This is a genomic window from Amycolatopsis sp. lyj-90, from assembly GCF_046549035.1.
GTDB lineage: Bacteria > Actinomycetota > Actinomycetes > Mycobacteriales > Pseudonocardiaceae > Amycolatopsis.
On the sequence record NZ_JAJPWP010000006.1, the window covers coordinates 292992 to 314082 of the forward strand.

The 21091-nt window shown below is 69.7% G+C and carries 15 protein-coding genes; 5 read left to right on the forward strand and 10 right to left on the reverse strand.

Features of this window, described 5'->3' with window-relative positions; all coding sequences use genetic code 11:
* The first annotated feature begins 14 nt into the window (after positions 1 to 14).
* Positions 15 to 1262 (forward strand): alpha/beta hydrolase fold domain-containing protein, encoded by a 1248-nt coding sequence (locus ACLJPX_RS24645; protein WP_410602153.1) that lies wholly within the window; start codon positions 15 to 17, stop codon positions 1260 to 1262.
* Here the strand turns inward: ACLJPX_RS24645 and ACLJPX_RS24650 are convergent.
* The 3 genes from ACLJPX_RS24650 to ACLJPX_RS24660 all read right to left on the reverse strand — a co-directional run bounded on the left by ACLJPX_RS24650 (position 1250) and on the right by ACLJPX_RS24660 (position 7399).
* Complete coding sequence (locus ACLJPX_RS24650; protein WP_410602154.1) at positions 1250 to 2434, reverse strand: SWIM zinc finger family protein; 1185 nt, start codon at positions 2432 to 2434, stop codon at positions 1250 to 1252. The two genes, ACLJPX_RS24645 and ACLJPX_RS24650, sit on opposite strands and share 13 nt — an antisense overlap.
* Positions 2434 to 5208, reverse strand: coding sequence for a DEAD/DEAH box helicase (locus tag ACLJPX_RS24655; RefSeq protein WP_410602155.1), 2775 nt, complete (start codon positions 5206 to 5208; stop codon positions 2434 to 2436). The genes ACLJPX_RS24650 and ACLJPX_RS24655 overlap by 1 nt, the downstream gene beginning before the upstream one ends.
* A 115-nt stretch (positions 5209 to 5323) precedes the next feature.
* A complete protein-coding gene (locus ACLJPX_RS24660) occupies positions 5324 to 7399 on the reverse strand; it encodes an acyl-CoA dehydrogenase family protein (RefSeq protein ID WP_410602156.1) in 2076 nt (691 codons plus the stop codon).
* Between the two features lie 157 nt (positions 7400 to 7556).
* Between ACLJPX_RS24660 and kstR the strand changes: the two genes are divergently transcribed.
* The gene (kstR, locus tag ACLJPX_RS24665; protein WP_101613050.1) at positions 7557 to 8204 is read left to right on the forward strand and encodes a cholesterol catabolism transcriptional regulator KstR; all 648 of its coding nucleotides are present in this window, start codon (positions 7557 to 7559) and stop codon (positions 8202 to 8204) included.
* Positions 8205 to 8285: 81 nt separating this feature from the next.
* Here the strand turns inward: kstR and ACLJPX_RS24670 are convergent, their stop codons facing one another.
* From ACLJPX_RS24670 to icmF, 3 genes are read right to left on the reverse strand one after another with little or no spacing between them, the layout of a single operon-like run.
* Positions 8286 to 9275 (reverse strand): TIGR03557 family F420-dependent LLM class oxidoreductase, encoded by a 990-nt coding sequence (locus tag ACLJPX_RS24670; protein WP_410602157.1) that lies wholly within the window; start codon positions 9273 to 9275, stop codon positions 8286 to 8288.
* Complete coding sequence (locus tag ACLJPX_RS24675; RefSeq protein WP_410602158.1) at positions 9272 to 10117, reverse strand: LLM class F420-dependent oxidoreductase; 846 nt, start codon at positions 10115 to 10117, stop codon at positions 9272 to 9274. Before ACLJPX_RS24675 ends, ACLJPX_RS24670 begins: the two co-directional genes overlap by 4 nt.
* 43 nt (positions 10118 to 10160) lie before the next feature.
* Positions 10161 to 13397: a fused isobutyryl-CoA mutase/GTPase IcmF gene (gene icmF / locus ACLJPX_RS24680; protein WP_410602160.1), complete on the reverse strand. Its 3237-nt coding sequence runs from the start codon at positions 13395 to 13397 to the stop codon at positions 10161 to 10163.
* A 135-nt stretch (positions 13398 to 13532) separates the two neighbouring features.
* Here icmF and ACLJPX_RS24685 point away from each other — a divergent pair, with 135 nt between their 5' ends.
* From ACLJPX_RS24685 to ACLJPX_RS24695, 3 genes are all read left to right on the forward strand, one after another.
* Positions 13533 to 13871, forward strand: a complete 339-nt coding sequence (locus tag ACLJPX_RS24685; protein WP_410602161.1) for an ArsR/SmtB family transcription factor — start codon at positions 13533 to 13535, stop codon at positions 13869 to 13871.
* Positions 13864 to 14523, forward strand: coding sequence for a DUF899 domain-containing protein (locus ACLJPX_RS24690; RefSeq protein WP_410602163.1), 660 nt, complete (start codon positions 13864 to 13866; stop codon positions 14521 to 14523). Before ACLJPX_RS24685 ends, ACLJPX_RS24690 begins: the two co-directional genes overlap by 8 nt.
* A 100-nt stretch (positions 14524 to 14623) precedes the next feature.
* A complete protein-coding gene (locus ACLJPX_RS24695; protein ID WP_101606491.1) occupies positions 14624 to 15181 on the forward strand; it encodes a dihydrofolate reductase family protein in 558 nt (185 codons plus the stop codon).
* Positions 15182 to 15218: 37 nt separating this feature from the next.
* On the opposite strand, the gene ACLJPX_RS24700 is transcribed toward ACLJPX_RS24695, so the two are convergent.
* The 4 genes from ACLJPX_RS24700 to ACLJPX_RS24715 are packed head-to-tail and all read right to left on the reverse strand — an operon-like array spanning position 15219 to position 20445.
* Complete coding sequence (locus ACLJPX_RS24700; protein ID WP_101606490.1) at positions 15219 to 15782, reverse strand: GTP-binding protein; 564 nt, start codon at positions 15780 to 15782, stop codon at positions 15219 to 15221.
* Positions 15783 to 15810: 28 nt separating this feature from the next.
* The gene (locus ACLJPX_RS24705; RefSeq protein ID WP_410602166.1) at positions 15811 to 16566 is read right to left on the reverse strand and encodes a DUF742 domain-containing protein; all 756 of its coding nucleotides are present in this window, start codon (positions 16564 to 16566) and stop codon (positions 15811 to 15813) included.
* A gap of 7 nt (positions 16567 to 16573) precedes the next feature.
* Complete coding sequence (locus tag ACLJPX_RS24710) at positions 16574 to 17026, reverse strand: roadblock/LC7 domain-containing protein (RefSeq protein ID WP_005166055.1); 453 nt, start codon at positions 17024 to 17026, stop codon at positions 16574 to 16576.
* Positions 17023 to 20445 carry a nitrate- and nitrite sensing domain-containing protein gene (locus tag ACLJPX_RS24715; protein ID WP_410602167.1) on the reverse strand — a complete coding sequence of 1141 codons (3423 nt, stop codon included), beginning with the start codon at positions 20443 to 20445 and terminating at the stop codon, positions 17023 to 17025. Before ACLJPX_RS24715 ends, ACLJPX_RS24710 begins: the two co-directional genes overlap by 4 nt.
* Positions 20446 to 21091: the final 646 nt, after the last annotated feature.

Below are 21091 nucleotides of genomic sequence, written 5' to 3' on the forward strand. Positions count from 1 at the left end.
TAGGATCGGTGTCCATGCAGCCGAGTTTCGTCGTCCGACAGGCACTCCAGCTCGCGCTCGCCGCGAACGCGTTGAAGCCGCCGAGAGGCGCCAGGACGGCGGTTCCGGCGTTCTTCGCGGGCTGGCTCACCGGGGAGCTCGCCCCGCATCTGCTCGCGGTCACCGCGGCCGACGCGGCCGCGCACGTCGCGCGTCACCGGGGCGGATCGAGCAAGGCCGGTCTCGCGCTGGCGGCCGCGTCGGCGGCCGGTCTCGGCGCGCTGATCGCGCAGTCCCAGCGGGCCCGCGGCGAGATCGAGACGGCGCTGACCGAAGGCATCGGCACGGCCTACACCGAGGAACTGGAGCATCCGCCGAGCCCGACCGACCTCGCGACGCCGTGGGGCCAGCTGGCCATGCCGTTCCGCATGCGCGACCCGGAGGTGCGCCGCGAACGCAACATCGCCTACGCGCCCGGCGGGAAGCGGTTCCTGCTCGACATCTACGCCCCGCGGAAGAAGGTCGCCGGCGCGCCGATCCTGCTGCAGGTGCACGGCGGCGCGTGGGTGATCGGCAACAAGGACCAGCAGGGCCTGCCGCTGATGCTGCACATGGCCAAACGCGGCTGGCTCTGCATCGCGATCAACTATCCGCTCTCCCCCGCCGCCCGGTGGCCCGCGCACATCATCGCGGCGAAACGCGCGCTGGCCTGGATCCGGGACAACGCCGAGTCCTACGGCGGCGACCCGTCCTTCGTCGCCGTCACCGGAGGTTCGGCGGGCGGGCATCTCGCGGCGCTGCTGGCGCTGACCGCGAACGACCCGGCGCTGCAGCCCGGCTTCACCGAGGCAGACACGAGCATCCAGGCGTGCGCGCCGCACTACGGCGTGTACGACTTCGCCGCGACCAGCGGGCGGCGCTCCAGCCAGACGCGGTTGAAGACGCTGATCGCCCGGCACGTCTTCGAGGCGGACAAGGACCCGGTGAACTTCCTCGACGACTACATCGCGGCGTCACCGCTGGACCGGATCACCGAGGACGCGCCGCCGTTCTTCGTCATCCACGGCGTCCACGACTCGCTGGTGCCGGTGGGCGAGGCCCGCGAGTTCGTGCGCCGCCTGCGGGAGAAGTCCCAGCGTGAGGTCGCGTACGCCGAGATCTCCGGCGCGCAGCACGCTTTCGACGTCTTCCCCTCGATCCGCAGCGCCCATGTGGTCCGCGGGGTGGAGCGGTTCCTGGAATGGAGCTATCGCAGCTCCCTCCGTCGAGGTCAGGGCGGGTAGATCACGTCCGTCGGCCGCGTGGACGGCGGGCCGTCGACCCGCCAGCCCTCGCCGTCGCGCACGAAGCGGTACCAGCGCTCGTCACGGCCGTAGCGCAGTTGCAGGTCGCCCTGGGTGATCCGGTTCCGCCAGACCTTCGGCTCCCCCGGCAGTCCCGATTCGGCGAAGTCCGCCTTGGCCTGCGCGAGCGGCGCCTGCCCCGGCCGCCAGACCTCCCGGATCACCGCCATCCCGCCCCGGCCCGCCTCGCGCCAGGCCTGAGCCCAGACGGCGAGGTCCCGGACCGGAACCCCCGCGGCCTCGGCGAGCTCGGCGACGACGCCGGGATCGCTCGCCGCCGCCCGGCGCGCGAGGTCTTCCTCGAACGTCAGCTCCACTTCGCGCTCGGGCCCCATGACCAGCAGCTCCCAGGCCCTCGCGGCGGCGTCGGCCGCCAGTTCCGCGAACGTGTCGCTGCTCCAGCCCGTGCGGTGCGGCGGATCGACGTCGAGGACCGCGGGCGGCCCGACCGTGCCGGGGACGGCCAGCCGCGGGGGCAACGCGGCGATCCTCCGGGTGTAGGCGCGTTTCGGGTCGACCCCGGGCGCGGCGGGGGCACGCACCCGCTTGCCCTGCTCTCTCGCGGGAGCCCGGCGGGACCGCAGTTCCGCGAGCACGGCCTCCCTCGGCCTGCCGCGCAGCAGGAACAGCACGAACGGATCGGCGTCGACCTCGTCCGCGACCAGGTAGTAGACCGCGGCGACGTGTTTGCACGGGTTCGCGCTGTCGGGACAGGAACACTTCGGGCGCAGGTCGCCGGGGCCCAGCAGCAGATCCGCGCCGGCGGCCCGGGCGTCCTCGGCGAGCTCACCGGGCAATTCGCCGTCGAGGAGAGCGGCGACGTGCCCCAGCCGTGAGCCGACCATGCCGAGCAGGCTCTCCCACTGCGCCTCGGTGAACGCCAGCATGTGGATGGTCACCCGGTACGGCACGGCGCGGCTGCCCTGCACCCAGGCCGTCACCTCGCCCGTGCCGACCATCAGCTTGCTGACCGTCCCCTTGCGCGCGTACGTACGCCCGCGCGGCAACCGGTTCGGGTCGAGTTTGGCGCGGTCCTCCAGTGCTTCGACCCACGCCTGGCCCCACCACGTGTTGCCGAAGGTGCGCCGTTTCCGCCCGGTCGCGCTCGGCATCAGGTCTCCCCGAGCCGGACGAGGTCGGTGAGTTCGTCGTCGGACAGTTCGGTGATCCAGTTCTCGCCCGCGCCGATGACCGAGTCGGCCAGTCCGCGTTTGGTCTCCAGCATCGTGGCGATGCGCTCTTCCAGCGTGCCTTCGGCGATCAGCCGGTGCACCTGGACCGGCCTGTCCTGCCCGATCCGGTACGCGCGGTCGGTCGCCTGGTCCTCCACAGCCGGGTTCCACCAGCGGTCGTAGTGGATCACGTGGGTGGCCTTGGTCAGGTTGAGCCCGACACCGCCCGCCTTGAGGGACAACAGGAACACCGGCACCTCGCCCGCCTGGAACCGGGAGACCATCTCCTCGCGGGCCGCCGGCGTGCTCGACCCGGACAGCAGCATCGTCGGCAGCCCGCGTTCGGCCAGGCGTTTCTCCAGCAGGCGGCAGAGCTGGACGTACTGGCTGAACACGAGCACGCTGTCGCCCTCGTCGAGGATGACGTCGAGCAGTTCCTCGAAGGCTGCGAGCTTGCCGGAGCGGCCGTGCAGCACGCCGGGTTCCTTGAGGTACTGCGCGGGATGGTTGCAGATCTGCTTGAGTTCGGTGAGCAGTTTGAGCACCTGCCCGCGCCGGGCCACTCCGTCCAGTTCGCGGATCATCGCGAGGTTCTCCCGGACGACGGCCTCGTACAGCGTCGTCTGCTCGGCGGTGAGCGGGACGAACCGGTCGGTCTCGGTCTTGCGCGGCAGTTCCGGGGCGATGTCCGGATCGGTCTTCTTGCGGCGCAACAGGAACGGGCGCACGGTCGCGGCGAGCCGCTCGGTGACGGCGGTGTCCCGGTCGCGTTCGATCGGGCGCGCGACCTTGCGGCGGAACCCGTCGAGCGAGCCGAGCAGTCCCGGCGTCGTCCAGTCGATGATGGACCACAGTTCGGTGAGGCGGTTTTCCATCGGCGTCCCGGTCAGCGCGACCTTCGCGGCGGCCGGGATCTTCCGCAGTTCCTTGGCGGTGACCGAAAGCGGGTTCTTGACGTGCTGCGCCTCGTCGGCGGCGATCATCCCCCAGTCCACTTCGGACAGTGTTTCGCGATCCCGGCGGAGGACGCCGTACGTGGCGAGCACGACCTCGTCGGACGCGACCTCGTCGAGATGGCGCCCGCCGCCGTGGAACCGGCGCACCGGGATGTCCGGCGCGAACCGGGCGAACTCGCGTTCCCAGTTGCCCAGCAACGAGGTCGGGCACAGGACGAGCGTGGGACCTTCCTCGCGCGGGCGGCGGTGCAGATGCAGGGAGATGAGCTGGATCGTCTTGCCCAGCCCCATGTCGTCGGCGAGACAGGCGCCCAGACCCAGCCCGGTCATCGTCGCCAGCCAGGCGAGGCCCGCCTTCTGGTACGGCCTCAGGGTGGCCTGCAGTTCGGCGGGCTGCTCGATCGGTTCCGCGGCGCTGTCACGGATCCGCTGCAGCAGCCCCGCCAGCGCGGACGGGACGGTGAACTCGACCTTTTCGCCGTCCAGTTCCAGTTCACCGGTGAGCGCCGCGGCCAGCGCCTCGGCCCCGGACAGCTTCTTCGCCCGGTGAGCACGCACCTTCGCGATCAAGCGTGCGTCGACCTTGATCCATTTGCCCCTCAGCCGCACCAGCGGCCGTTTCGCCTCCGCGAGCGCGGTGACCTCGTCGTCGGTGAGTTCCTCGTCCCCGAGGCTCAGCCGCCAGCGGAACTGCAAGAGGCTCTTGAGCGTGAACTCGGGGCCGGTGACACTGCCCGGTGCCTGCGTCGCGCTCGCCTTGGCCTTGAGTTCGCCCGAGAACAGGTCCTTCGGCCACTGCACCTCGATGCCGGCGCCGCCGAGCGCCGCGTCGCCGTGGGTCAGCAGGTCGACGACCTCGTCGTACTCCAGCGCCAGTTCGGTCGGCGCGGCCGACCGCAGCATGCGGCCGAGCGGCGACCACGCCCTGGCGCCTCGCCGCAGCCCGAGCAGCAACTGCGTCTCGACCTGTTCGCCCATCCGCTCCAGCACGGCTTCGGGCGCGTCCCACAGCGTCGCCGCCTCGACGATCAGGCTCGGGTCGGCGGTGCTCCGCACGGCGAGGACCGCGGCGAAAGTGGGCTCTTCCTCAGGGTCCTCGGGCTCGTGCACCTCCATGCGCAGGATGAGACGCGCGCCCTGGGCCTGACGGGCGTTCAGTTCCGCCAGCCACGCGGCACCGTCCGGCCCGACCAGCGTCGGCTCGGCCGAGGCGAACGCCGGACCACCGGCGGCGACACTCGCGGCGGGCGTGCGCACCAGCACGTCCGCCGTCGCGTCCCAGAGCGCGCGGATCAGCGACTCCGGCGAATGCAGCCGGATCCGTTTCAGCCCGGACAACGGCAGCGCGTGCGCCTCGGGTGGCAGCGCGGCGGCGAGCCCGCGCAGCAGTTCCTCGTCGGCGACGTCGAGCGGGCCGACCCGCCACGAATCCACCCCACCGGGTGAGGCCGCGGGCAGCAACCTGCCACGGGCGATGAGGTTCACCCCGGCCTCGGCGGCGGCCGACCACGCGGCGATGGCCGGGCTCAGCTCGCCCTCGGCGGTCAGCAGCCGCGGAATCGCGCGTGACAACGGGACGAGCGCCGCGTCGACCTTCGTGCGCCGGAAGACCTTGTTCTCCTTGCCCGCCGGAAGCACGAGTTCGATCGCGGTGTCACCCGCTACGCCGTCTCCCCAGAGCGCCAGCACGCCGTCCCGCGGGGGATCCGAGGGGACGAAGATGGCTTGGGTTCCTGTGCCGAACTCCACGACCCGCACGCTAGAGCACGGGACCGACAACCGGCCGGCGGCGGTGCTATGAAAGGCCCGTTACTTGCAAATTTTGCAAGTAACGGGCCTTTCATAGCACTTCACGGAGCCGTGACCGGGACTTTCAGGACCGTGGGAGTCCCAGCAGCCGCTCGGCCGTCAACGACAGCAGCACCTGTGTGGTGCCGCCCGCGATGCTGAGGCAGCGGGTCAGCAGGAACTCGTGCTGCGCGGGGTCACCGGCGACGAGGGCGTCCTCGCCGAGCGCCTCCAGCGCGAATTCCGCCACCGCCTGCCGGTGCCGGACGCCCAGCAGTTTGCGCACGCTCGACTCGGCTCCCGGGTCCTGGCCGTCGAGCCGCCGCAGCGTCGCCCGCAGGTCCAGCACCGAACACGCGCTGCCGTCGGCGATCAGCGCGCCGAGTTTCTCCGGATCGGCGTCGTCCCCGAGCGTGGCGAGCAGGTTCTCGACGCCTTCTCCGACCGCGGAACCGCTCCCGAGGGCGACGCGTTCGTTCGCCAGTGTCGTCCGCGCGAGCCGCCAGCCGCCGTCGACCTCGCCGACGACCATGTCGTCCGGGACGAAGACGTCGTCGAGGAACACTTCGTTGAAGACGGCGTCGCCGGTGATCTCGCGCAGCGGACGGGTGCTGATCCCGCCGGCGCTCATGTCGACGAGGAAGTACGTGATGCCCTTGTGTTTCGGCGCGGCCGGATCGGTGCGCGCCAGGCAGATCGCCCAATCGGCTTCGCGGGCCAGCGACGTCCACACCTTCTGGCCGTTGAGCAGCCACCCGCCGTCGACGCGCCGGGCCGTCGTGCGCAGCGACGCGAGATCGGAGCCGGCTTCGGGCTCGCTGAACAGCTGGCACCAAATGATCTCGCCGCGCAACGTGGGCGCGGCGAACCGGTCCCGCTGTTCGGGAGAACCGTGCTCCAGCAGCGTCGGGATCGCCCAGGAGCCGATGACCAGGTCGGGACGGCGGACGTCGCCGTCGGCGAGCGCGGCGTCGATCCGCAGTTGCTCGGCGGCGGCCGCGCCCCGGCCGTAGGGCGCGGGCCAGTGCGGGGCCAGCAGCCCCGAATCGGCCAGCGCGACACGTCGTGCCGGCTCGGGCAGAGCGGCGATTTCGCCGACCAGGGCACGGAGTTCGGCGTCCTCGCCGACCTCGACGCGCAACGTCCGGCGGTCGCCGCGCAGCGCGAGTTCGGCGGCGCGACGACGCCACCGGGCGGAACGGCCGAGCCACTGCCGCAGGGCCACGGCACGGCGCAGATAGAAGTGCGCGTCATGCTCCCAGGTGAATCCGATGCCGCCGAGGATCTGGATGCAGTCCTTCGCGTTGGCGACGGCCGCGTCGAGGGCGTAGGCCGCCGCCGTCGCGGCCGCGAGGGGATGCTGCGCCGGGTCGTCAGCCGCCCTCGCCGCGTCCCACGCGAGAGCGTCGGTGGCTTCGGCCCGGCAGAGCATTTCCGCGCAAAGGTGTTTGATCGCCTGGAACGAGCCGATGGGACGGCCGAACTGCTCTCGCACTTTCGCGTACTCGACGGCGGTCCGGAGACACCATCGTGCGATCCCCGCGGCTTCCGCGGCGCCGAGCGTGGCGGCGTAGGCGTCCACGGGAAGCGACTCGAAGACCGCTTCGGCCCGCACGCCCGTGCAGCGGACGCGGCCGACCGGGCGGGACACGTCGAAGGGGTCACACCGCTCGATGTCCACTCCGGACGTCCCGGGTGGAATGAGCGCGCTGACGTCGCCGTCGGAGACCAGCAACCATGCGGACGGGTGAACGTCGAGAGCCGGTCCCGACTCACCGTCGACGACCGAGTCCGCGATACGGAAACCCGGGCCGAGCACCACCGCCAGCCGTTCGGTCCCGTCCGCGAGACCGGGCAGGATTTCCTTGGCGGCCACGGGATCCGTCGCGAGCAGCGCGCCGCCCAGCGCGGTCCCGAGGACAGGGCCGGGTACGAGTGCCTCGGCGGCTTCGGCGAGCCCGGCGGCCAGATCGGCGAGCGTGCCACCGGCGCCGCCGACGTCTTCGGGGATGGCGACGCCGAACAAGCCGAGTTCCGCCAGCCCTGGCGGCGACTCGGCGATCCGGCCACTTCGGACGGCGTCGACGGGGCGGGCGGCAGCCGCCCACGCCCGGATCGACGCGGCCAGCGCCGCCTGTTCCTCGGTGAGCGCGATCGACACGGGTGAGACCTCCTCGCCGGACCTACCCGCGAGTGTAGAACGTGTTACAGTTTCTTGCCCAGTGGGTCACGTCTTGAACAGTTCGTCCGCTTAGGTACGCTACGCGGGGAAAGTGGAACAAGTTCCGAAGATCGGTTCGATGAAGGGGGACGTGGCGATGCCAGGGAAGGCCAAGGCACCCACGAGCGCGAAGGCGCGAAGCGGCAACGGTCTCTCCGCCCTGGGCGGCGAAGAACTCGGCTCCGCGGCACAACGCGACCGGCGGCGCCGCATCATCGACGCGACCCTGACCCTCGCCGCCAAGGGCGGGTACGACGCGGTCCAGATGCGGGCGGTCGCCGAGAAGGCGGACGTCGCCCTCGGCACGCTGTACCGCTACTTCCCCTCGAAAATCCACCTGCTCGTCTCCGGGCTGGCCAGGGAATTCGAACGCGCGCAGGAGAAACTCGAGCGCGCGGCCATCCCCGGCGACACTCCGAGCGAGCGGCTCATGGTCGTCCTCGGCCGCAACACCCGGCTGATGCAGCGGGACCCGCACCTGACCGAGGCCATGGTCCGCGCGTTCATGTTCGCCGACACCACCGCGGCCGCCGAGGTCGAGCAGGTCGGGCGGCTGATGGAGAACATGTTCGCCAAGGCCATGGGCATCGAGGACCCGACCGAGGCCGACCGCGACATCTTCCACGTCATCGCCGACGTCTGGATGGCGAACCTGGTCGCCTGGGTGACCCGCCGCGCTTCGGCCGCCGACGTGGCGAACCGGCTGGAACTCTCGGTCCACCTGCTGCTGGACAAAAACGGCTGATCCGCCCTCCCGTCGTGCTATGAAAGGCCCGTTACTTGCAAAATTTGCAAGTAACGGGCCTTTCATAGCGCGCTGGAGGGGTCAGGCGGTGAGCTTCGGCAGCACGTCCCGCCCGAAGGTCTCGATGAACGCGTCCTGGTTCCGCCCCACGTTGTGCACGTAAATCCGGTTGAAGCCGGCATCGACGTACTTCTGCAGCGCCGCACGGTGCACGTCCGGGTCGGACGAGACGACCATGCGGCCCTCGAAGTCCTCGCGCCGCACCAGTTTCGCCATCTGCGCGAAGTCGAACGGCGAGCGGATGTCGGCCTTCGGGAACTTCATGCCGCCGTTGGGCCACTGGTCCATCGCGTTGGCCCACGCCGTCTCGTCGTCCTCGGCCCACGACAGGTGCACCTGCAGCAGCTTCGGCATCGAGTCCGGGTCCTTGCCCGCCTTGCGCGCGCCGGTCCCGAAGTTGTCGAGGATCCCCGCCAGCTTCTCGATCGACGCGCCGGGCGTGATCAGCCCGTCCGCGAGCTCGCCGGTCTTGCGCGAGGTGTACGGGCCCGCCGAAGCGATGTAGATCGGCGGCGGCTCGTCCGGCAGCGTCCACAGCCGGGTGGTGTGCAGCTTGAAGAACTCGCCGCTGTGCTTGACGTCCTTGCCGGTGAACAGCTTCCGGATGACCTCGAGCGCCTCGAACATCCGCCGCACCCGCTCGGGCGCTTCGGGCCAGTAGCCGCCGATGATGTGCTCGTTGAGCGCCTCGCCGGAGCCGATGCCGAGCCAGGTCCGGCCGGGATAGGTCGCTTCCAGCGTCGCCGCGGCCTGCGCGACCATCGACGGGTGCAGCCGGAACGACGGGCAGGTCACGCCCGGCCCGAGATCCCCGGTGGTGTTCTCGGCCAGCGACGCGAGCACGCTCCACACAAAGGAAGCTTCACCCTGTTGAGGGACCCACGGCTGGAAGTGGTCGGCGGCCATCTGGCCGGAGAATCCGTGCTGTTCGCCGAGCGCGGCCAGCCGGATCGACTCGCGCGGCGAGAACTGCTCGAGTGCCGCGGCCAAGCCGATTTGAACCTCAGTCACGCCTGCTGCCCCTTTCGAAAGCTTTCGGCGACCTTCGCGTACTGGTCGAGTCGCTCCAGTGTCGCCGCTTCGGGCTCGGTCGGCAGGAAGAGCGTGGCCTCGTCGACGCCGCCTTCGGCCAGCTTGCCCAGCGCGTCCTCCTCCGGGGTGGCGCCGAAGGCCGAGAACTTGATGTCGCTCCGGCCCTGGTCGGCCAGCCACTGACGCGCCCGGCGGAGTTCCTCCGGCGGGGTGTGGGCGTGGGGCAGCCAGCCGTCGCCGTACTTGGCGATCCGCTCCATCGCCTTCTCCCCCGCGCCGCCGATGTAGATCGGCGGATGCGGCTTCTGCACCGGCTTGGGCCACGCGAAGATCGGGTCGAAGTCGATGTGCTTGCCGTGGAACTCGGCCTCGTCCTTGGTCCAGATCTCCTTCAAGGCGGCGAGCTGCTCGTCGACGAGCACGCCCCGCGTCCGCGGATCCGTGCCGTGATTGCGCATTTCCTCCCTGTTCCACCCGACGCCGACACCGAAGAGGAACCGGCCTCGCGAAACCAGGTCCAGCGAAGCGACCTCCTTCGCCGTGTGGATGACGTCGCGCTGCTGCAGCAGCGCGACACCCGTGCCCAGTTTGAGCGTCGAGGTGGCACCGGCCGCCGCGGTCAGCGCGACGAACGGGTCCAAGGTCCGGTAGTACACGCGCGGCAGGTCGCCACCGCCCGGGTACGGCGTTTCCCGGCTGACCGGGATGTGCGAATGCTCCGCGATGTGCAGCGAGCTGAACCCGCGCTCTTCCGCGGCGGCTGCGAGGACGTCCGGCCTGATGCCTTCATCGGTGATGAAGGTGGCGATTCCGATCTCCATGTTCTGCAACTACCCGAACACGCCCCGCTATATTCCCGCGGCCCTAGACGTTGCGGCGGTACTGCCCCCCGACCTCGAAGAACGCCTCGGTGATTTGGCCGAGCGAGCACACCCGGGCCGCGTCCATCAGCACACCGAACAGGTTGCCGCCGCGGGTCGCCGCCTCGCGCAGCGTCTTGAGCGCGACCTGCGCCTCGGCGTGGTGCCGGTGCTGGAAGTCCTCCAGCCGGTGCAGCTGCGACACCTTTTCGTCCTCGGTCGCCCGCGCCAGCTCGACCTCGACGTCGTTCTCGCCGCCGTGCGGGTTGCGGAAGGTGTTGACGCCGATGATCGGCAGCGTGCCGTCGTGCTTCTGGCGTTCGTAGAGGATCGACTCGTCCTGGATCTTGCCGCGCTGGTAGCCGGTCTCCATCGCGCCCAGCACGCCGCCGCGTTCGGAGATCCGGTCGAACTCCAGCAGGACGGCCTCTTCGACCAGCTCGGTCAGCTCGTCGATGATGAACGAGCCCTGCAGCGGGTTCTCGTTCTTCGACAGGCCCCATTCCTTGTTGATGATCATCTGGATGGCCATCGCGCGCCGCACCGAGCTCTCCGACGGCGTCGTGATCGCCTCGTCGAAAGCGTTGGTGTGCAAGGAGTTCGCGTTGTCGTACAGCGCGCACAGCGCCTGCAGCGTGGTCCGGATGTCGTTGAAGCTCATCTCCTGCGCGTGCAGCGACCGGCCGGAGGTCTGCACGTGGTACTTGAGCTTCTGCGAGCGCTCGTTGGCGCCGTAGCGCTCCCGCATCGCGACCGCCCAGATCCGGCGGGCGACCCGGCCCAGCACCGAGTACTCGGCGTCCATGCCGTTGGAGAAGAAGAACGACAGGTTCGGCGCGAAGTCGTCGATGTTCATCCCGCGCGCGAGGTAGCTCTCGACGTAGGTGAAACCGTTCGACAGGGTGAACGCCAGCTGCGAGATCGGGTTCGCCCCGGCTTCGGCGATGTGATAGCCGGAGATCGACACCGAGTAGAAGTTCCGGACGCCGTGGTCGATGAACCATTCCTGGATGTCGGCCATCATCCGCAGGCTGAACTCGGTGGAGAAGATGCAGGTGTTCTGCCCCTGGTCCTCCTTGAGGATGTCCGCCTGCACGGTGCCGCGGACGTTGCGCAGCGCCCATTCGCGCAGTTCGGCGGCCTCGGTTTCGGACGGCTCGCGGCCGTGCTCGGCCTTGAACGCCTCGACCCGCTGGTCGATCGCGGTGTTGAGGAAGAACGCGAGGATCGTCGGCGCCGGGCCGTTGATCGTCATCGACACCGACGTGCTCGGCGACGTCAGGTCGAAGCCGTCGTAGAGCACCTCCATGTCCTCGAGCGTCGCGATGGAGACGCCGGACGTGCCGACCTTGCCGTAGATGTCGGGGCGGGTGTGCGGGTCGTGCCCGTAGAGCGTGACGGAGTCGAACGCGGTCGAAAGGCGCTTCGCGTCGGAGTCGGCCGAGAGCAGCTTGAACCGCTTGTTGGTGCGGAAGGGGTCGCCTTCGCCGGCGAACATCCGCGCCGGGTCCTCGCCCTCGCGCTTGAACGGGAAAACGCCCGCGGTGTAGGGGAAGTATCCAGGCAGGTGCTCGCGGCGCAGGAACGACAGCAGCTCGCCGGACTCGGTGTAGCGCGGCAGCGCCACGCGCGGGATCCGGTTGCCGGACAGCGTCTCGCGCCAGAGCTGGGTGTGCAGTTCCTTGTCGCGGATCTTCACGACCAGTTCGTCGGCGCGGTAGGACTCGGCGAGCTCGCCGAAGCGCGCCAGCAGATTCGTCGACTCACCGTCCACATCGGACTCGGCGGCGGCGAGCAGCCCGTCGAGCGCGTCGGTGCTCGCGTCGACCTCGGCCAGCGCCTCTTTGGCGACGGCGAGGTGCTCGCGTTTGCGGAGCGCGGCGACCTGCTGCTCGGTCTTGGTGTGATAGCCGCGGACGGTGTCGGAGATTTCCGCGAGGTAGCGCGTCCGGTTGGCCGGGATGATCGTGCTGGCGTCGGTGGACACCTTGCCCGCCACCTTCGGGAGCACACCGGGCGAGACGGTCAGGCCGCGCTCGGCGAGCGTGTCGCGCAAGTGCTGGTAGAGCGCGGTGACGCCGTCGTCGTTGAACTTGGCGGCGCTGGTGCCGTAGACCGGCATGTCCTCGGGCGAGGAGCTGAACGCCTCACGGTTGCGGACGAGCTGGCGCGCGACGTCGCGGCGGGCGTCCTCGGCGCCGCGGCGCTCGAACTTGTTGATCGCCACCGCGTCGGCGAAGTCGAGCATGTCGATCTTCTCCAGCTGCGACGCCGCGCCGAACTCCGGCGTCATGACGTACAGCGACTGGTCCACGTAGTCGACGATGCCGGCGTCACCCTGGCCGATACCCGGGGTCTCGACGATCACGAGGTCGAAGCCCGCGGCCTTGCAGGCGAGGATCGACTCCGAAAGCCCGGTGGGGATCTCGCCGCTGGTGGTCCGCGTGGCCAGCGAGCGGAAGTAGACGGGGCTGCCGTCGAGACAGTTCATCCGGATCCGGTCGCCGAGCAGGGCTCCCCCGCCCTTGCGGCGCGACGGGTCGACGGCGAGCACGGCGATGCGGAGCTTGTCCTCCTGGTCGAGCCGGAACCGCCGGATCAGCTCGTCGGTGAGCGACGACTTGCCGGAACCACCCGTACCGGTGATGCCCAGCACCGGCGTCGTCCGCGCCTTGGCGGACTCGGCGATCTTGTCGAGCCACTCCCGCGGCAGGGTTTCACGCTGGAGCTGGGTGATGACGCGGGACAGCGCCGGGATGTCACCCGAAAGCAGTTTGTCCAGCGAACCGGGCGACTCCGCGGACAGATCGGTGTCGCAGGCCTTGATCATCAGGTTGATCATGCCCGGGAGGCCCATCTCGTAGCCGTCCTCGGGCGAGAAGATCCGGGCGACGCCCCGCGAGTGCAGCAGGTCGATCTCCTCGCGGACGATGACACCGCCCCCGCCGCCGAACACCTTGATGTGCCCGGCGCCGCGTTCGTTCAGCAGCTCGACCAGGTAGCTGAAGTACTCGACGTGCCCGCCCTGGTAGGCGCTGATGGCCACACCCTGGACGTCCTCGGCGATGGCCGCGGTGGCGACCTCGTCGACCGACCGGTTGTGCCCGAGGTGCACGACCTCCGCACCTTGCGACTGCAGGATGCGCCGCATGATGTTGATGGACGCGTCGTGCCCGTCGAAGAGGCTCGACGCCGTCACGAAGCGAACGGGGTTCACGGGCCGGTGCAGGTCGCTGCTCATCTCTCCAAAATACTTGGACTTCCGACTATTTTAAACCCATCCACTCGCGTGACGGCGCTCTCACTCGTCCTTGACAGATCAACTCGTACCAGTATATTCAACCGAAAGGTTAAACAACCGATTGATTGAGCAGAGATGACCACTGATCAGCTCAGCGCCACGTTCGCCGCTCTGGCGGACCCCACCCGCCGGGCGATCCTCGCCCGGCTCTCCACCGGCGAGGCCAGCGTCAACGAGCTCGCCGAGCCCTTTCCGGTCAGCCTCCAGGCCGTCTCCAAGCACCTGAAGGTCCTCGAGCGCGCGGGCTTGATCAGTCGGAGCCGGACGGCGCAATGGCGGCCCTGCCGGCTGGAGGCCGGCCCTCTCGGCGAGATCGCCGACTGGGTCGAGCGGTACCGGCGGTTCTGGGACGGCGGCTTCGACAGGCTGGAAAGTCATCTGGCCGAACTACAGAAGGGCGATCGCGATGACTGAGACCACGGTACTGCCGGAAATCGTCTCGCAGGACGAATGGCAGAGCGCGCGAGAAGCGTTGCTGGCCAAGGAAAAGGCGCTCACCCGCGCCGCGGACGCGGTCGCCGCCGAACGCCGTCGGCTGCCGATGGTCCGCTTCGACGGCGGCTACGAGTTCGAAGGACCGCAGGGCCGGGTGACGCTGCTGGACCTGTTCGAGGGACGACGTCAGCTGATCGTCTACCACTTCATGCTCGCTCCCGGGCAGAAGGCGGGCTGCCCCGGCTGCTCGATGATCGTGGACAACATCGGTCACCTCGCCCACCTGCACGCCCGCGACACGACGCTGACCGTGGTCGCGCCCGCGACACTGCCCGAGATCGAGCGGTACAAGGAGCGGATGGGCTGGACCGTCCCGTGGGTCTCGACCGGCCGCGACTTCAACACGGCCTGCGGCATCGACACCGAGTTCGGGATCAGCGTCTTCCTGCGCGACGGCGACGAGGTGTTCCGGACCTACTTCACCACCGATCGCGGCGGCGACCAGCTGGTGGGGACGCTGCGGTACCTGGATCTGACGCCGTTCGGGCGGCAGGAAGCCTGGGAGGAGTCCGGCCGCGGGACGGACGGGCCGGGGCACTGGTGGAAGCGGCACGACGAATACCGCGTTTAGTCCTCTGGACGCGGGCCGGGCATGTCGAGAACCCCGCGACCGCTCCGACCCCTTGGTGACCGGCGCCCGGAAGGCGGGCGCCACACCGGAGGGAAACGCCATGCGCGAGCTCGTCTACTTCGTCCACACCTCGCTCGACGGCCACATCGAGGGCCCGGACGGCGAGTTCGACTGGCCTTCGATGGGCCCTGAACTGTCCGAGCACTCCCAGGAACTGGTCGACCGGGCCGACACCTTCGTCTACGGGCGCCGGGTCTGGGACATGATGTCGTCGTACTGGCCGCGGGCCGAGGCGATCTCGGACCACCCGCACGACCTTCGCTTCGCCCCGATCTGGCGGAAGACGCCGAAGATCGTCTTCTCGCGGACGCTGGAGAAAGCGGACTGGAACACCGAAGTCCTCGGTGGCGACCTCACCGAACGCGTGGCCGAGCTCAAGAGCAGGCCCGGCAAGGACCTGCTGCTCACGGGCGGGACCGAACTGGCCACCGCGTTCGCCGACCGAGGCCTGGTCGACGAGATCCACGTCGTCGTGCACCCCGTGGTGCTGGGCGGCGGCAAGCAGCTGTTCCCGGGCGGCGTCCGGACGGATCTGCGGCTGACCGGCACGCGCACGTTCGACGGACGTGCGGTACTGCTGACCTACCGGGTGAAGTGAAACCGGGGCGGCAGCCCCTACGCTGCCGCCGTCAGGATCACCTCGAGTTGCTCGCGCGCAACGCGATCCACTGCCGCATCGCGTACTCGACCAGCGTGATCAGCGTCTGCTTCGTCGACTCCCGCTCCCGCGCGTCACACCGGACGATCGGGATGTTGGGGTCGATCGACAGCGCTTCACGCACGTCGTTGATGTCGTGCTCGAGGACGCCGTCGAAGGTGTTGACCCCGACGATGTAGGGCAGGCCCCGGTCCTCGAAGAAGTCGATCGGCGCGAACGAATCGGCCAGCCGTCGCGTGTCGGCCAGCACCACGGCGCCGATCGCGCCGCGCACGAGGTCGTCCCACATGAACCAGAACCGCTGCTGCCCGGGCGTGCCGAACAGGTAGAGGATCAGGTCCGCGTCGAGGGAGACCCGGCCGAAGTCCATCGCGACCGTGGTGGTCGACTTGTTGGGCGTCTGGTCGAGGTTGTCGATCCCCCGACTGGCGTCGGTCATCATCGCCTCGGTGGTGAGCGGGACGATCTCCGACACCGAACCGACGAAGGTCGTCTTGCCCGCACCGAAGCCACCCGCCACGACGATCTTCGCGGATGTCATGGTCGGGGGCGCGGTTTCCCGCGGTGCCTTAAAGCCGACGGAGTCCACTCAAAACCCTTTCCATCAACACCAGATGTGCCTCGGCGCCGTCATTGCCCGAAATCGTCTTGTGCACGCTGACCAGTCCCGCGTCCGCCGCGTCACTGATCAGCACGCGTGCCACACCCAGCGGTACTCGCAGGGTCGCCGCGATCTCGGCGACCGAACGCGGGGTCCGGCACTCCTCGATGATCGAAATGCACTCGATCTGCTCCGCGACCACCGAGGGGAGGCTACCCGCGGCGACGTGGTCCTTGGTGGAGATGAGGGTCTCCAGCTCGAGAGCGTAGTTCGCCTTGGTCCGGCCGCCGGTGAGGGCATAGGGACGGACGATCGCCGTCTCCTCGAACGGTGAGTGCGCCTGCTCGAACACGGCGGGCATGATGAACTCGCCGCTCGGCGGGCCCGGGTCGAACAGACCACCTGGTCTCGGCCCAACGGCGTCAGCGCCGCTGTTGGGTGGAGAAGCAAGTGAGGTCACGCGGTCTCCTTGATCGGTCGGCTGCGGGACTGCCGATTCCCCGGCGGCGTGTGCTCCGCCCACCCGGGAAACAGAGGCGTCTTCGGACTGCTTGCTCTTCTTGCGCTTCCGACGACCACGGCCCGAATCCAGGGTGAAGCCGTTCAGGACATCGGCGAAGGTACCGTCGTCCCTTGAACCGGCAGCATTGGCAGCCCCCGCGCGCGGTGGCTGGTGTTCACCCGTCCCCGGCGGTTCGCCGAAGGATCCGGACCCGGTGCTCATCGAGACATCATCCCACCGGTTCGCCGATCAGCGACCCACCGGCGCCCTGCAATTGTGCGCGAAGTTCCGGCGTGAGGATCTGGCCGACGCGGTCGACGAGCATCGTCATCTCGTAGGCGACCTGCCCGATGTCGCAGTTCGGGGCGGCGAGGATGGCCAGGCAGGAACCGTCGCTGATGGACATCAGCACCATGATGCCGAGCTCCATCTCGACGACGGTCTCGTTGACCGCGCCCGCCTCGAAGCACCTCGCGGCACCCTGGGTCAGGCTCACCAGGCCGGACGCGACAGCGGCCAGCTGGTCGGCCCGGTCCAGCGGGAGACGGCTCGACGCGGTGAGCAGGAGGCCGTCCGCCGACACGACCACGGCGTGCGCCACTCCGGGTACCCGCTCGGCGAAATCGTTCACCAGCCACCCGAACTGGTTCTGCTGGGGCTGGGCCGGGTTCGGCGAGGTCATTCACCCTCCAGGGTTTCGTGGTTGGCTTCGGTCGCCTGGGCTGTGTGGTGCCGTCCGCGCTGGATGCCCTGCTGGAAACTGCTCAGGCGACCGCGCACGTCGTGCGCGTCTCGCTGTGGTCGGGGGGTGACCGCCCCGGCGGGCGGTCCCGCGCTGCCCGGAAGCAGTTGCTCCCCGCGACGACGCCGGGGTAATCCTGCCGAAGTCATCTTCGAAGGCACGGACTGGGACACCGCTTGGGCCGCTTTCCAGCCCTCGTCGGAGCCGAAGTTCCACGCGTCGGTCTTCTCGACGGCGCTGACCGGTTCCGGTTCCGGCGGTGCTGCCTGCGGTTTCTTCTCGGGCTTCCGGCTCGGGAGCGCGGCGGGCGAGGTCGCCGGGCGCGCGGCCGTCTCCGGCGCCGCCTTCGCGGGCTCGGGTGCCGCCGGCGGCTCCGGCGTCACTTCCGGCTGGGTGGCGGGGAGCTGCGTGGTGGCGGGAGCGGCCTTGTCCGCCGCCTCCTTGCGACCTCGTTTGACGCCCTGCTGGAAGCTGCTGAGCCTGCCGCGCACGTTCACCGGATCGCGGACCGGCAGCTCCACACCGGTGGCGGGCTCGGCGGGCGGGACCGACGACGTCGCGCTGCCCGGAAGGAGCTGCTCGCCCTTGCGGCGGCGCGGCAGCCCGGCCTGGGTGAACGTCGACGGCGCGGTCTGCGAGACCTCCTGGACCGTGCGGAAAGCCTTGTCGCTGGCGAAGTCCCAGTTGCGGGCCTCCTGCTCGGCGGTCGGACCGGCTTCGGCGGCGGGCTCGGCCGTCTTCTGCTCTTCGGGCTCCTTCTTCCCCGGCTTCTCCTTCTTGGCCGCGGGTTCGGCCGCGGGCTTTTCCGGAGCGGGGGCGGGCGAACGGAACCACGCCGAGAGCATCTCGTCGAAGATCGGCGTCGTCTCCGACGCGGTGGGCGGCGTGGCGACGGCCGGGGGCGGCGTGGCCGCCTGGTTCCACCACTCGCTCAGCGTGGTGCTGTTCTTGGCCTCGAACAGTTCCTTGCCGCTGGGCAGTTCGCCTTCGAGCGACACCGATGTCGGTTCGGCGGGTTCGGCGGGCTCCTCTGTCTCCTTCGCGACCGGCTCGGGCTCGGGGGCGGGCTCCGGTTCCGGCGCGCGGGGCCGCGGCGCGGGCGGGGTCGTCGTCTCGTCCCTGGGGATCGGGCTGAACAGCGCCGTTCCCGAGATCTCGAGATCCGACGGCGGCCGCGGGTCCTGGGTGTGGGTGTGCCCGTTCACCCCGGACTTGGTGTGACCGGCCAGATCGTTCGCGGACGGCCACCGCTCGCCGCCCTGCGAGGGCACGCTCGGCATTCCCGGCCGTGACCCGTTCGCGGGACGCTGGCGGCGGGGCAGGCCGCCCGGCTGCTGCGGCGGCACTGGCGCGAGGCGCTGGGTGATCGGGCCGGTCGCGGGACCGGGGTCGCCGGACGGCACCATCACGAGATCCGCCGGGACCGACACGGTGGCGCGCACGCCCACGATGTCCTTGCCGCCGTGGAGCGAGACGGCGATGCGGTGCCTGCTGGCCAGCCGTCCGACCACGAACAGGCCCATCCGGCGCGAGGTGGCGAGGTCGACGTTGGGGGCCTCGGTGAGCCGGGCGTTGGCCTCGGCGACCTCGGCCTCGTTCATCCCGATGCCCTTGTCGAGGATGTCGATGCCGAACGAGCCGTCTTCGACGAGCCTGGTCGCGATGGTCACCTGGGTTTCCGGCGCGGAGAACGCGGTGGCGTTGTCCAGCAGTTCGGCGATCAGGCGCATCAGGTCGTTGGCCGCGTACCCGACCAGCCGGACCGGCGGCGGGTTCTGCACGGTGACCCGCTGGTACTGCTCGATCTCGGAGACCGCCGCGCGCACCACGTCGGTGGCGGAGACCGGCTGACCGGACCGCCTGCCCGGCTCGGCGCCGGAGAGCACCATCAGGTTCTCGTTGTTGCGGCGCATGCGGGTGGCGAGGTGGTCCAGCTGGAACAGCGTGGCCAGCTGGTCCGCGTCCTCTTCGTCGCGCTCCAGCCGCTCGATCAGCTGCAGCTGCCGCTGCACGAGGCTCTGGCTGCGGCGGGAGAGGTTGACGAACACGTTGCTGTACCCGGTGCGCATCGAGGCCTGCTCGGTGGCCAGGCGCAACGCCTGGTGGTGCACCTTGTCGAAGGCCCTGGCGACCTCGCCGATCTCGTCGTCGCCGCCGACCGGCACCGGCTGCACGTCGGTGCCCTGCGAGCGGCCTTCCTGGATGTTGCGGACCGCGTCGGGCAGCTGTTTCTCGGCCACGTCGAGGGCGCTGGCGCGCAGCATCTTCAGCGAGCGCAACAGCTGACGGGTGATGAGGAAGACGACGGCGACGGCGAGCACCATCGCGCCGAACAACAGGACGGCGAGCAGGCCCGCGCCGCTGCTGGCGTCGTCGACCAGTTCGGCCGACACCGCACTCGCCTCGGCGCCGAACTTGTTCGCGACCTCACCGGTCTTGGTGATCACCGCGTTCGAAGCGTCGTTCCAGCCCTGTGCGGACAGCGTGCGGAAGGCCTGGGAGGTGGGGGCGCCCTGGTCGCCGAGGGCGGTCTTCGCGAGCCTGTCGCGGGTCTCCATCGCGTCGTCGGTGACGGCGGCGCCGAACTCCTGGCGCTGCTGTTCCGAAGCGGCGGCGCGGAAGTCGGTGAAGCGGTCGGCGAGCCGTAGTTCGGCGGTGCGCAGCTGGTCGAGTTCGCTCGGCGCGAGACCCGACCGGGCGATGCCGAAGGAGACCAGCGCTTGGCTCAGCGACAGCTGTTCCTTCATCACGGCGAGGTCGTGCACCGCGGCGGGGGTGCCGCCGAGGACGTCTTCGCTGGCGCCCGCGGTCAACGCGGTGTCGAGGGCGAGCAGCGCGGTGGTGACGTCGGTGTACTCGCCGATGGCCTGCACGGGGTCGAGCTGTCCGGCGGAGGCCCGCTGACGGATGTCGGCCAGCCTCTCCAGCTGGGCCGCGGCGGCGTCCCGCGCCTGGCGGAGGGACGGCTCGTTCTCGACGGCCCTGGACGCGGCGGCCACGTAAAGAGGAATGGCGGTGTCGACGTCGGCTCGGGCGGAGCCGAGCTCGAGGGTCCCGCCGACGGTGCCCGCGGTCAGCCCCGCGGCGGACTGGGTGCGCTCGCGGCCAAGTCCGTCGGTGAGGGCGCGGATCTGCCCGCTCAACGCGACGAGACGGTCGAGACGCTGGTAGCCGTCGGAACGGCCGACCTGGCCCGCGATGGTGGCGATGCCCAGCGCGAGCGCGATGAGGATCGGCACCAGCGTCACGGCCGACAGCTTCACCGGCAGGCTCCAGTCCCGCCAGCGCACGAGTGCGCGCCAGCCGGTGGCCCACCGCGATGGCCGGGGAGTGCGTCCCAGCAGCTCCCCGACAGGCACTTGGCCTTCTCCTGCAACGGTCACGTAGGTGACTCCCTGTCCGGCGTCCTGGCACGGTCTGAGGCGTCCGTTCCCGCGAGGTGTCCGCCTGCGGAGAACTCGGCCCCGGCCTGCCCACGTGATCGATCGCGACAGGAGGGACCCCGTCCGGCGATCCGGGTGTCCCCAGGAACACCGGTCCGCTTCGGGAGGTCTTGCACCTGCACGTGCAGGTCGCAACCTGCGAAGTGCACGGTCGTCGAGATCAACTTTTCTTTGCCAATCGATCACTGCGGGTCAGCCGGGCCAAAGAATCGTACACCAATCCGGGTGCCGTCAATTCTGTTCAGCACACGGGTGCTGACCTGGGAAAAGTGCGTATTCGAACGATGTACAAGGCCCGAAATCCGTCTCCGTGTCACAAACGAGGGAATTCCGGTTACAGGTTGCGCCGGTGCATCAGGGGCCCGGGTCACCCGATCAGCCTACGCTGGGTAGCCACGTCGCCCGGTCGAACTACTTTCCGTGCCCCCATCGGGTGGGTCAAGCCCAAATGTTTGCCCGATGTTGTGGCCTTGCCGATCCGGCCGATTCCTTGTCGCCCGACATGGTGATTTCTTTCAGGATGATCGTCGAACCAGGGGATCTTCCCCGATCCGCGATGGCG

What these genes read in the sequence shown, in the direction of transcription:
- ACLJPX_RS24645 (WP_410602153.1), top strand. Translation starts at nt 15, where the DNA reads ATGCAGCCGAGTTTCGTCGTCCGACAGGCACTCCAGCTCGCGCTCGCC.
- ACLJPX_RS24650 (WP_410602154.1), bottom strand. Translation starts at nt 2,434, where the DNA reads ATGCCGAGCGCGACCGGGCGGAAACGGCGCACCTTCGGCAACACGTGG.
- kstR (WP_101613050.1), top strand. Translation starts at nt 7,557, where the DNA reads ATGCCAGGGAAGGCCAAGGCACCCACGAGCGCGAAGGCGCGAAGCGGC.
- ACLJPX_RS24675 (WP_410602158.1), bottom strand. Translation starts at nt 10,117, where the DNA reads ATGGAGATCGGAATCGCCACCTTCATCACCGATGAAGGCATCAGGCCG.
- icmF (WP_410602160.1), bottom strand. Translation starts at nt 13,397, where the DNA reads ATGAGCAGCGACCTGCACCGGCCCGTGAACCCCGTTCGCTTCGTGACG.
- ACLJPX_RS24685 (WP_410602161.1), top strand. Translation starts at nt 13,533, where the DNA reads ATGACCACTGATCAGCTCAGCGCCACGTTCGCCGCTCTGGCGGACCCC.
- ACLJPX_RS24690 (WP_410602163.1), top strand. Translation starts at nt 13,864, where the DNA reads ATGACTGAGACCACGGTACTGCCGGAAATCGTCTCGCAGGACGAATGG.
- ACLJPX_RS24695 (WP_101606491.1), top strand. Translation starts at nt 14,624, where the DNA reads ATGCGCGAGCTCGTCTACTTCGTCCACACCTCGCTCGACGGCCACATC.
- ACLJPX_RS24700 (WP_101606490.1), bottom strand. Translation starts at nt 15,782, where the DNA reads ATGACATCCGCGAAGATCGTCGTGGCGGGTGGCTTCGGTGCGGGCAAG.
- ACLJPX_RS24705 (WP_410602166.1), bottom strand. Translation starts at nt 16,566, where the DNA reads ATGAGCACCGGGTCCGGATCCTTCGGCGAACCGCCGGGGACGGGTGAA.
- ACLJPX_RS24710 (WP_005166055.1), bottom strand. Translation starts at nt 17,026, where the DNA reads ATGACCTCGCCGAACCCGGCCCAGCCCCAGCAGAACCAGTTCGGGTGG.